Annotated in this window: 10 protein-coding genes; 8 read left to right on the top strand and 2 right to left on the bottom strand. The window is 44.8% G+C overall.

From position 1 onward, the window contains the following. Window positions 1-175 precede the first annotated feature (175 nt). The 7 genes from urtB (at window position 176) to I6E86_RS11250 (ending at window position 7,435) form a co-directional block, all read left to right on the top strand. Complete coding sequence (urtB, locus tag I6E86_RS11280) at window positions 176-2,020, top strand: urea ABC transporter permease subunit UrtB (protein ID WP_413787000.1); 1,845 nt, start codon at window positions 176-178, stop codon at window positions 2,018-2,020. Between the two features lie 10 nt (window positions 2,021-2,030). Next, window positions 2,031-3,101 carry an urea ABC transporter permease subunit UrtC gene (urtC, locus tag I6E86_RS11275; RefSeq protein ID WP_101204890.1) on the top strand — a complete coding sequence of 357 codons (1,071 nt, stop codon included), beginning with the start codon at window positions 2,031-2,033 and terminating at the stop codon, window positions 3,099-3,101. A 32-nt stretch (window positions 3,102-3,133) separates the two neighbouring features. Beyond that, entirely contained in the window at window positions 3,134-3,946 is an 813-nt protein-coding gene (urtD, locus tag I6E86_RS11270; protein ID WP_413786490.1) for an urea ABC transporter ATP-binding protein UrtD, read from the top strand. 76 nt (window positions 3,947-4,022) lie between these two features. After that, complete coding sequence (gene urtE, locus I6E86_RS11265) at window positions 4,023-4,721, top strand: urea ABC transporter ATP-binding subunit UrtE (RefSeq protein ID WP_197177552.1); 699 nt, start codon at window positions 4,023-4,025, stop codon at window positions 4,719-4,721. A gap of 305 nt (window positions 4,722-5,026) precedes the next feature. Further along, window positions 5,027-5,911: a prolipoprotein diacylglyceryl transferase gene (lgt, locus tag I6E86_RS11260; RefSeq protein ID WP_110923592.1), complete on the top strand. Its 885-nt coding sequence runs from the start codon at window positions 5,027-5,029 to the stop codon at window positions 5,909-5,911. Window positions 5,912-5,956: 45 nt separating this feature from the next. After that, entirely contained in the window at window positions 5,957-6,817 is an 861-nt protein-coding gene (locus I6E86_RS11255) for a thymidylate synthase (RefSeq protein ID WP_197177551.1), read from the top strand. A 45-nt stretch (window positions 6,818-6,862) separates the two neighbouring features. Then, the gene (locus I6E86_RS11250) at window positions 6,863-7,435 is read left to right on the top strand and encodes a dihydrofolate reductase (protein ID WP_197177550.1); all 573 of its coding nucleotides are present in this window, start codon (window positions 6,863-6,865) and stop codon (window positions 7,433-7,435) included. A 142-nt stretch (window positions 7,436-7,577) separates the two neighbouring features. Here the strand turns inward: I6E86_RS11250 and uvrC are convergent, their stop codons facing one another. Both uvrC and I6E86_RS11240 read right to left on the bottom strand, forming a co-directional pair. After that, complete coding sequence (uvrC, locus tag I6E86_RS11245) at window positions 7,578-9,422, bottom strand: excinuclease ABC subunit UvrC (RefSeq protein ID WP_197177549.1); 1,845 nt, start codon at window positions 9,420-9,422, stop codon at window positions 7,578-7,580. 153 nt (window positions 9,423-9,575) lie between these two features. Continuing rightward, complete coding sequence (locus I6E86_RS11240; RefSeq protein WP_227680636.1) at window positions 9,576-11,102, bottom strand: DUF3360 family protein; 1,527 nt, start codon at window positions 11,100-11,102, stop codon at window positions 9,576-9,578. A gap of 518 nt (window positions 11,103-11,620) precedes the next feature. On the opposite strand from I6E86_RS11240, the gene I6E86_RS11235 reads away from it, so the two are divergent. Further along, a complete protein-coding gene (locus I6E86_RS11235) occupies window positions 11,621-12,178 on the top strand; it encodes a DUF4442 domain-containing protein (protein WP_197177548.1) in 558 nt (185 codons plus the stop codon). Window positions 12,179-12,192: the final 14 nt, after the last annotated feature.

Raw genomic sequence — 12,192 nt, 5'->3', positions numbered from 1 at the left:
GTAGTCAGCTGGATAAACGAGATAAATAAATGACCCATCGCCTACTCTCCACATTTATTTTTAACACTTATTCTCAACTTTTAAATACCTCCAAACCTTATCAACACTTCTACTGCTTAGTCCGCTAAGCAGTAGAAGCTAAGGGTTTGTTGTCTGTAAAAACAGGGAGCCGCACATGCAGCGCCATACTTTACGCCCATTTGCAGGGCGAGCATCATCCGAACCTGGTAATAGTCCAAAAGCATCAGTCAGTGAAGTCATGCAGCAGGCGGCTCATTTTTCAATTTATGTGCCTCTGCGGTTACTTGCATTGATGGCATTATGCATAACAACTTTCACCACCACAGCGTATGCGGATCATGATGGTCAGGTACATGATCACGATACGAATACCGTTCATAGTGAGCAATCTTTGGTCACACCTGTCAACGTAGCCACTTCTCCTCAAGCCAGCACCTCAGATATCTCAGATATCTCAGATACTTCAACAACAATTACAAGTTCAGGCGATGCCATTCAACAATTTGTGGCGGGTGATTTTAGCCAGCGTCAAACCATGTTAAGTGACTGGCCTGGATCGGTTGAGAGTCTAGATAGTTTGGTTGAATTCATTGCCAATGATGAGCTATATCAAGGTAACGGTGGTCAAACGTATTTACTGAATAAAGATGATCAGCTATTTACTTATCCTGATAAAAAAGAGACAGCCAATTGGCCTAGTGACTTATCACAAATCACCTTGACTAATGCCCTTCGCTCAGCGCTCATCTTTGGTCAAGCCAAGGTAAAACTAGCATCTGACAAGCCAGCACAGCGCCTACAAGCTGTAGAGATTTTGGCCGATAATATTGACCAAGTAGATCCAGCCATTATCACCTCTGCTGCAGCAAATGAAGACAGCACTAAAGTCAAAAAGGCACTAACTGCTCTACAGGCGCGTATAGATTTTAAAAACGGCGATCTTCCCACTCAGATTGCAGCTGTGAACCTACTCGCTGATAGTGATAACCCACAAGTTTTGGTCGATATTGAATCTGCCCTCGCAGCTGATAACTTAGATGCCTCACTTAAAGCTGCACTTATCGATGCTGAATCTAGCGTGTCACGCCGCATCGAAATCAGCACATGGACCGGTCATATTTTCACCGGTATGAGTACCGCCAGTATTTTACTGCTAGCGGCTCTCGGTCTTGCCATTACCTTTGGTCTGCTTGGCGTGATTAATATGGCGCATGGTGAGCTAATCATGATTGGGGCTTATACCACTTATATGGTCCAAAACTTCTTTCAAGCTTATATACCGAATATGGCAGGTTGGTATTTGCTTGCTGCTATTCCAGCTGCTTTTTTAGTCAGCGCTGTCATCGGTATGATTATTGAACGCATTGTGATTCGCCCACTATATGGTCGTGAGCTAGAGACTTTACTAGCGACCTTTGGGGTTAGCCTGATTTTGATGCAACTGGTGCGGATGATTTTTGGTGCTCAGAACGTTGAAGTCAGTAACGTGGCATGGTTAAGCGGCGCATATCAAGTGTCATCAAGTTTGGTACTGCCTTATAACCGTATCGCCATTATTGGTTTTACTGTCATTGTCGTGGCGCTACTGGTGTACTTACTCAACAAAACGCGCTTTGGTTTGTTTATAAGAGCCGTCACCCAAAATCGCCAAATGGCACGTGCTGTCGGCATCCCTTCTGCACGTATCGATATGATGGCATTTGGTTTGGGTTCTGGGCTTGCTGGTATGGCGGGCTGTGCCCTTGCCCAAGTCGGCAACGTAGGTCCTGATCTGGGTCAAACCTATATCATTGATACGTTTTTGGTCATCGTCGTCGGCGGTGTCGGTCAAGTATGGGGCGCAGTATTGGCCGCCTTAGGACTTGGTGTGAGCGGTACGGTACTGGAGATTGGTATCGGTGCGGTATTGGCAAAGATTGTGTTGTTGGTTCTTGTGATTCTGTTTATTCAGAAACGGCCACAAGGTTTATTTGCACTCAAAGGCCGCTTTGTCGAATAAGGAGATTCCTATGATACTGACCAAATTACTGTCTGATACCCCACGTAGTGCTGTTTTAATTGGATTATGTTTTGCCGTACTGCTTATATTACCTTGGCTACACCTTATGCCGGAGACTTCAGCCTTTCACCTTTCAGCCTACTGGATTACCCTGATTGGCAAAATCATGGCACTAGCGATGGTGGCTTTGGCGCTAGATCTCGTCTGGGGCTATGCCGGTATCTTAAGCTTGGGACATGGCTTGTATTTTGCCTTGGGTGGTTATGCATTTGGCATGTACCTAACACGCGAAACGGCAGGCGATGCGCTTCCTGATTTTATGCGATTTTTGAGCTGGACCGAAATGCCATGGTACTGGGCGGGCACGCAGCATTTTTGGTGGGCTGTCGCACTGGTCGTATTAGTGCCTGGCTTGGTTGCATTTATCTTTGGTTTTTTTGCCTTTCGCTCCAAAATCAAAGGCGTTTATTTTTCTATCATCACTCAAGCCATGGTCTATGCAGCAGCCTTGCTATTCTTCCGTAATGAGACAGGCTTCGGCGGCAACAATGGCTTTACTGGTTTTACTACCCTTTTAGGCTACGACATTACCGCTGCCTCTACTCGCTCAATGCTGTGCTTTGTCACGGCCTTAGCATTGCTAGTCTCTTATATGGGTTTGCGTCATTTAATGAATCAGCCTTATGGTCGAGTGCTTGGCGCTATTCGTGACAGCGAAAATCGCTTGCAGTATCTAGGCTACCGTACGTTGTGGTACAAGCTATCCGCTTGGGTATTATCAGCTGTCATCGCTGGTATTGCAGGTGCGCTATACGTGCCGCAAGTAGGCATTATCAATCCGAGTGAAATGAACCCAGTGAACTCGATTGAGATAGCCGTCTGGGTAGCGACTGGTGGTCGAGGAAGCTTAATTGGCGCGATCTTAGGTACTGGTGTGGTGAATGCTGTAAAAACCTACTTTACGGTCGCCTACCCTGAGTTTTGGCTACTGATATTAGGTGGACTGTTCGTCGTCGTGACGTTGTTTTTACCCAATGGCATTATGGGCTTGTTCGATCGATTCAAAAAGGAGAAGCAATAATGCTAAATGATAAACCGTCAACGACTGAGCAAATTATTAACGAGTATGGACGTAATCATGGCGGCACTGGCCGCAGTCACCCAAAGCCATCAGGCGTCGATTTTAGCCATGGCATTGCATTATATTTAGAAGATTTAAGTGTTTGGTTTGATTCATTTCGAGCACTCAACAATTTGTCACTCTATATAGAAGAAGGTGAGCTACGCTGCATTATTGGCCCCAATGGCGCTGGTAAAACCACATTAATGGATGTCATCACAGGAAAAACCCGCCCCACTGAAGGCAGCGTGTTTTTTGGTCAAACCCACAATCTTGCTAATTTATCCACTGAAGAAATCGCCGAAGCTGGCATCGGACGTAAATTTCAAAAACCTACTGTCTTTGAGAACTTTACGGTCATGGATAATCTGTTACTTGCTGCGCCGAAAGACAAACGTGTGGTCAAAAGCTTATTCAACAAACTCAATGCTGATACTCGCGATACCCTCGACGCGACCCTACAACAAATTCGCCTGACCGATAAAATCAACAAGCCAGCTGGTTTGCTTTCACATGGGCAAAAACAATGGTTAGAGATTGGCATGCTGTTAATGCAGAGCCCCAAGCTAATTCTGCTTGATGAGCCTGTGGCCGGTATGACTGATGCAGAAACTGAACATACCGCCGAGCTGTGTCTACGCCTTAAAAAGAACCATACCTTGGTGGTAGTTGAGCATGATATGACCTTTATCGATGCCATCAGTGAAAAAGTCACGGTATTGGCACAAGGAGCGATTTTGGCTGAAGGTACGTTAGCAGAAGTGCAAGCCAATGAAGCCGTGATTGAGTCCTATTTAGGTCGATAACTGAGTTGATAGTAATATTGACAAACTGCTATGCCATTTAAAGATTAGGAAACGATTCGAATGTTAGGAGACAGCCATGTTACAAGTTAACGATATCAATCAATACTATGGTGGCAGCCATATTTTACGAGACGTCTCGCTCACAGCACCCATCGGTGAATGCAGTGTGGTACTTGGTCGTAACGGCGTGGGTAAAACCACCCTACTCAAATGTTTGATGGGGATATTACCGATTAAATCAGGAGAGATTTTGCTCAATGATAAAGACATCAGTAAGATGTCATCTGAGCAGCGGGTACGAGCAGGTTTGGCTTATGTGCCACAAGGGCGCGATATTTTTTCGACACTGACCGTAGAAGAAAACATCTTGATTGGTATGGCTAAGTTTTCACGCAGTAAGGCAAAACACGTACCTAAGCATTTATACGATATTTTCCCCGTACTCGATGAGATGAAGCATCGTCGTGGTGGTGATTTATCTGGTGGTCAGCAGCAGCAACTTGCCATTGCCCGCGCCTTAGCCTCCGAGCCGACCGTGTTGATTTTAGACGAGCCAACTGAAGGTATTCAACCCTCTATTATTAAAGATATTGGCCGTGTCCTACGTGACTTGGCTGACAAAGGTGACATGGCCATTGTGCTGGTTGAGCAGTTCTATGAGTTCGCCGAAGAATTGGCTGATAATTACATGGTGCTATCACGTGGCAAAGTAGTCTCTCAAGGCGCAGGTGACACAATGGTCGAAAACAAAGTGCAAGATCTGGTTGCTATATAATTTCTTTTAATAATAGGTGTAATAATACAACTTGGTAGTGAACGCTCGATAATGCTAAAAATGGCATTTTTATCTCAAGCTGCTAGCTACCAAGACTGCATACCGTTACGAAACCTTTTCACGATTACAGCTATTTGTCCTGCTTCATTCAGCATCTTACCTGCTTCCTACCCTATGTGTTCTGCACTGTATCGACCGTTCAACTTCTCAATGCTAACTGCTTGGCATCATAGCAATTGTGTATGCTCGACGAATGAAATTTGCTATTATAGTCAGCACTTTATTACCAATATTATGATGCCCTTATGATGATTCATCCTCAGTACGATCCTGTAGCGTTAGCCATTGGGCCTGTTGAAGTCCATTGGTATGGGCTGATGTATTTGCTGGCATTTGCTGCCGCTTACGGTCTAGCTTGGTATCGCAGTACCAAACGCGATAACTGGACCACCGACATGGTGTCCGACTTGGTATTCTTTGGTGCGCTTGGCGTCATTTTAGGCGGCCGTGTTGGCTACGTCTTGTTTTATCAGTTCGGTGAATTGCTACAAAACCCTGCCTATCTTTTCAAGGTCTGGGAAGGCGGCATGTCATTCCATGGTGGCTTGATCGGTGTCATGCTTGGCATGCTATATTTCGCGCGCAAGTATAAAAAGACACCATTCCAAGTACTAGATTTTGTCGTGCCATGCGTACCAACGGGTTTATTGTTTGGCCGCATTGGTAACTACATCAATGGTGAGCTATGGGGCCGTGTCTCTGACGGCGGCTACAATTGGTTGACGTACTTCCCGCAAGCAGCTGCTGCTGATATGCAACAATTACAGACCAATCCTGAACTCCAAGAGCTAATGACTGAAGTCAACGGTCAGTATCTGTTGCCGCGTCATCCTTCACAGTTGTATGAAGCGCTTGCTGAAGGTCTATTGCTGTTCTTATTCTTATGGTGGTATTCATCAAAACCACGTCCTCGTATGGCAGCGACTGGTATTTTCATGTTAGGTTATGGCGTTAGTCGTTTCATCATCGAGTTCTTCCGTCAGCCAGACGTTGACCAAGGATTTATCCTGTTAGGTTGGATGACCAAAGGGCAAATGCTAAGCGCACCGATGATAATCATTGGCTTTATCCTATTAATCTATGCCTATAAACGCGGCATCTATGACTGGGGTAAGCAAGCTGCTTATTAAGCTATATACCAATCAGTATACTAAACAATACCGACGAGCATTTTTATGATTAACAGCAATAACGAGCAGGGCTATTTAGACTTGCTCAAACACGTTTTAACCACAGGTACTGAAAAAGGCGATCGTACTGGCACTGGTACGCTCAGCCACTTTGGCGCGCAGCTACGTTTTGACTTAGCGTCAGGCTTTCCGCTATTGACCACCAAAAAAGTCCATTTTAAATCCATCGCCTATGAGCTGTTTTGGTTTTTAAGTGGTAGTACTCACGTCGATTACCTGCAAGCCAATGGCGTACGCATTTGGAATGAATGGGCTACTGCAGAGCAGACGGCGCGCTTTAATCGTCCTGCTGGCGATTTGGGCCCTGTCTATGGTCATCAGTGGCGCAATTATGGCGCAACCAAAGATGAAGATGGCAATTACAATGCTGATGGCGTCGATCAAATCACCCAAGTCATCGAACAGATAAAGACCAACCCCAATTCACGCCGCTTAATCGTGTCTGGTTGGAACCCTGGAGAAGCAGATCAAGTTGCCTTACCGCCTTGTCATACCATGTTTCAATTCTTCGTCGCGGACAATAAACTGTCGTGCCAGCTTTATCAGCGTTCAGCAGATTTTTTCCTAGGTGTGCCATTTAACATTGCTAGCTACGCGCTGCTTACCCATATGGTCGCGCAGATTTGTGGTCTAGAAGTGGGCGAATTCATCTGGACAGGTGGTGATTGCCATATTTATCAAAATCACCGTGAGCAAGTTGAATTACAGTTGACGCGTTCGCTGTATACACTGCCAACGTTGAAACTTAACCCTGATGTTAATGATATTTTTGCCTTCAATTACAAAGACATTAGCATTGAGGGTTATGAGTCTCACCCTGCTATCAAAGCGAAAGTTGCCGTTTAAAATTTCTATAATTACACACTGAAGAGACAGTAAAAAGGATATCTTATGAGCTATGCCCATACCGAAGTTGCACAAATCGCTGCTATCAGTAGCAATCGCTGTATCGGCAAAAACAACGAGCTATCATGGCATATCTCGGCAGATTTGCAGCACTTTAAGAGCATGACGACCAAAGAAAAAGAGAGCGGCATTCAAGGTATCGTCATTATGGGGCGTAAGACGTTTGAATCGATGGGCAGCAAGCCATTGCCAAATCGTGTAAGCTTCATTGTCACGACACAGATGGATTATGCTGAACAAAAAAGCTTGGTCGGTAAGACCAATGCTTATGTCACGCATAACCTAGATGATGCTCTCACACAAGCGGCCAGTCTGGCACATGGCGCACATCTGGATACTATTTGGGTGATTGGTGGCGAGCGCGTCTTTAGCGATGCCTTAATGTATACCGACCGTATTGAGCTGACCCATGTAGACACCGACATTGCCGATGGTGATGCCTTCTATCCTGAACTGCCAGCTCGCTATGTCGTCGCAGAAGAGTCTGAGAAAATGCATGATGAAAAGAGCGACTTAAGCTTTAAATTTACGACTTATAAAATAAATACTGCTGAATAGTAGATGCTTATTTATTAAAAAAGCGGGCTGTTTCAGGTAATTTTATTTATCTGAAACAGCCCACTTTTTATTGTGCTTATGTACAGCGTTGTCTATAGATAACTAACCATATAAAGACCGATGGAAGCTAATATCTCAAAAGCTATTCATGCAAAACTTTATAAACCGTTTTCGCAAGTACCGGCCCAATACCTTGCACGCCTGCCAGCTCCTGCTGCGAAGCGCCTAATAGCTGCTGCATACCGCCAAAGTGATTGAGCAAGTCGCGACGACGCTTTTCACCCAGTCCCGGTATGACTTCTAGTACTGATGATGAACGGCGCTTATCGCGTTTTTTACGGTGAGCAGTGATTGCAAAACGATGCGCCTCATCACGAATATGCATGAGCAAATGCAGCGCTTTACTATCCATTGGTAGATCTAGTGGCTCATGGTCAATAAAGTGCAACACCTCAAGCCCAGCCTTGCGCCCTTCCCCTTTTGCCACACTGACGAGCAAAGTGTCACCAAGAATACCCAACTCAGTTAATACTTCTTTGGCAATACCAAGCTGACCTTTACCACCATCAATCAGTAGTAAATCAGGTAATGGTTGCTTTTTATAACGCCGTGTCAGCACTTGCTTCATCGCCGCATAGTCATCACCGCCGACGATGTCATGGATCGCATACTGACGATAATCACGGCGACGCGAGCCGCCTTGGTCAAACACCACACAACTACCGATGGTCGCCTCACCCATCGTATGCGAGATATCAAAACATTCGATACGATCTATCGTTCGCTCAGTGACAGTCGCCAATACATCTTTCAATGCGCCAAAACGTGCATGCAGCTCTAGATAATCGCCAAGCTTAGTCTTAAGCGCATTACTGGTATTGAGTGTTGCCAAGTCTAGCCATTCTGCGCGGTGCTCACGCACGCTTGTTTTGATGGCTACTTTATTACCAAAGTGCGTGGCCAATGCTTCACTGATTGCCAGCTGATCTGGCAACTCGTGACTCAAGATCATCTCTGCTGGCAGATCATCTGTCACTTGAAAATAAAATGAAGTAATAAAAGCAGATAAATTGTCAGCCAAAGGCTCACTACTATCCACATCAGGGAAATAGTTCTTACCACCCAGCACACGCCCGCCGCGGACAGTCAGCACGTTGACACAGGTCATGCCTGCCTGACTGGCAATCGCAATCACATCGGCCTCGCCTTGTACGGTATAGACCGCTTGCTTGGCCTGTACTTCGCGCAGCATTGATAACTGGTCTCGGTAGAGTACCGCTTTTTCAAAGTCTAGCTCTTCAGCTGATGCTTCCATTTTTTCAATCAGAGTCGTATGAATATCACCAGAGTCACCCTTTAGAAAGCGAATGGTATTATTAACATCCTCTGCATACTCTTCTGCTGATACCAAGCCCACACATGGTGCACGGCAACGCTTAATCTGGTATTCAAGGCAGGGGCGCTGACGCTGCTTAAAAAAGGTATTGGTACACTGGCGCATTTGAAACATTTTTTGCATTAGTACCAGCGTTTCTTTTGCCGCATGAGCAGACGGAAACGGCCCAAAGAACCGTCCTTTTTGATGATTGCCTTTGCCGCGTCCATAGGCCAAACGTGGATAGGGTTTATCAGCCGAGATAAACACATAGAGGTAAGATTTATCATCACGTAGTAGCACGTTATAGGGCGGACGATATTCTTTAATTAGGTTTTGCTCAAGCAGCAATGCCTCAGTCTCACTGCGCGTGATAATGGTTTCGATATCATGGATACGCGCCACTAACGCTCGTGTCTTTGGATGATCGATCGTCTTTACAAAGTAGCTGTTTACGCGACTTTTAAGTGATTTAGCCTTACCAACGTATAAGATATCGCCATTTTTCCCCAGCATTTTATACACGCCTGGCAAATTAGGCAGGCGTTTGATCAGATGCTTAAGGCGGGCTTTTTTATCATCGATAGGACTCGATTCTGAGACATTAACCATAGAATTCATTGCTCTTAAAAGTCTTATAATACTGCTAGTTATGGGGCGGGAGTCATTGTTTTACAAGCCAATTATTATCATAGCATCACCCATAAAAAAGCCAGCTTTCGCTGACTTAGTTCGTTCTATGATCGTTTATTCAGCAACATACTACTAATGACGGAAGTTAACCATCAAAGCTGGGATACCCGGCAACATACCAACGATAGCCATTACGCCTGTCAATACCACAAACATAATACCCGGTATGATCCAGCGGCTCATTTTAGTCAAATTGGCACTACGTTCTTTCGAGCCAATCAAGCCTAGATTATCCAGTAATAGCGTGAGTGACCAACCAAAGGCAGGATTCACCAATGCAGAGGCAAACACCACAATTGCAGCAGACTGCGTGGTTTTACCTTCGCGAGTCATCTCCATGCCAGCTTCAAGCAGTGGGATAAATACCCCAACGATCAAGGCCACACACATCACTGGCTGCCAGATGGCCAAATCCATTGGATAGCCCCAAACCCCTGCGATAATACAGAACAATGCTGTCAATAAGGCACCAGCAGGAATCGGACGCTTGGCAATCGCGGCTGGAACAATATAAGTGCCCCACGATGACGCAAAGTTAGCACCGCCCAATACAGAGCCGACTACTTGACGAAACGATGCGCTAGTCATAGTGTCATCGATATCCATAAGCACTTTTTCAGTACGTTTGGGATAGCTGATTTTTTGGAATACCTGATGACCCAAGAAATCTGGTGACCACATTGCAACGGCCAAAATAGCAAACGGTAGTACCACAATGAAGCTCTCAACCGTCGGTAAGCCTAGCATCCAACCGGTATTTTCGCCCCACCAATACATTGGATTCATGTTTGGTAAACCTGGTGCCGTTTTGAACTCAAAAGGAGCACCCAATGCAAATGCAAGTCCGCCACCTAATAAACAGCTTAGCGGCACCGCAAGCCAGCGCTTTTGCCAATGTTCAAGCAATGCATATAGCAGGATAGTGGCCAGAATAATAAAGAAAGCAATGTGCGACATGCCAATCCCTTCTGCCCAAGCAAAAAGGTTTTTGACCTGTGAGGTGGTACCGATAAAGCCCAAGTAGATCAAGAGGCCACCGCACACACCTTTACTGGTCAAGTTCGCGAGCAGGCTCCCCCCTTTACTAATCGCGAGGATTAGACCAAAAGCACCGATAAGCAAACCAAAGGCCATCGGATGCCCGCCAGCAGCGACCACGATAGGAATCAAAGGAATTAGTGGGCCATGAGTACCGGCAAGGTTGGCAGTCGGCAGTAGAAAGCCCGAAAATAAGATAATAAAAAAGGAGACAATCAATAGCTCATAACGCACGTTTTCTAAAACAAATGCATCGCCCAAACCAAGTGGGCCTGCAAATGTTGCAGCAATGGCGCCCACCATGACCACTTTACCAATAGTTGCGGCCATTGCTGGAATGGTGTCTTCGTATTCAAAACGATAATCACGAAACGGTAAATTAGGACGCCAGCGTTTGGGCTGCATGATTTGTAATTCATGATTTAGATAATCATCACGGCTAGAAAAGCTCGCGCTGGGCTTATGCAAATCTGCATAGCTACCCTGTAATTCTTGTTCATGATTAGATAGGTTGGATGGCGGCGGCGTAGACCCAGAAGAAGGGGTCTGAATATTACTCATCACATTTCCTTGTGTTTGTTAAGTCTTTGATGGATCAAATTTTGATTTGATCTTTTCTATTCTGTAAAAACCAAGACGGCCGTCACAAACTGCGAACTATTGTATGTCATGAGGTAGTGAAATGCGAATCTAAAACCATTTAAAGATACTGTGAGTATCGTTATAATGTATAAATTAAAGTTTCTATTTGGTACGACTTTGAACTTAATAGAAAACCATGAGGAAAAAACAGCTCTAATATCGACTTTGAATTAGCATAAATGACCGTTTTTTTAATAGTCATTGATATCTGGGCATTTTCTATCACATGGCTGAATAATGAAGATAGTTGTAATAAATAGCGAATGCTACTTTCCAATCATCATTAAAATGTTATTTCAGTTACGCTTTAAAGCTAGCGAGCTGAGTGGTTTTTAACTATGATAAATGTTTTTTATTCATTAACTTCAACAGTTTCTATTCAAAGACTGTACTATCGATACCATTAGAAAATAAAGAAAAAGCAACAGGATAAGTTTATGAGCGTACTCCCTATCAACCTTGAGACCTTGAAACGTCGGGCCAAACAGAGCCTGATACCATTATTGACACCGCACTTATTAAAACTACGGCTCAATACTTACGCACCATATATCGGTGCTGGCATCAAAATCGACCACATCAGTCTCGATCAAGGTTTGTGCGTGGTGAGCATGGGACTTAACACGCTCAACAAAAATATCGTCGGTACTCAATTTGGAGGGAGTCTGTATTCGATGGTTGACCCTTTTTACATGCTCATGTTGATGCATCAATTGGGAAGCAATTATGTGGTATGGGACAAAAGCTCACACATTGATTTTGTGGCGCCTGGTCATAGCAAGGTCATAGCGCGAATGAAAATACCTAGCGCTGAAGTGATTACTATTCAGGAGTTAGCAAAAGACGGTGAAGCCGTATTTCGCGAATATAAAGTCGATATCGTTGATGATCAACAGAAACTCATCGCTACCGTCACTAAGACGTTATACATTAGACTGCGTAAGTACAGTAAGTCTAAAGCACAAGTAAGCCGAGTCGAAACGCCGGATAATTAATAGCCTCTAGTAGT

This window comes from Psychrobacter sp. SWN149 (genome assembly GCF_015864565.1).
In the GTDB taxonomy this organism is placed as follows: domain Bacteria; phylum Pseudomonadota; class Gammaproteobacteria; order Pseudomonadales; family Moraxellaceae; genus Psychrobacter.
This window is presented reverse-complemented; position numbering and strand designations above follow the sequence as displayed.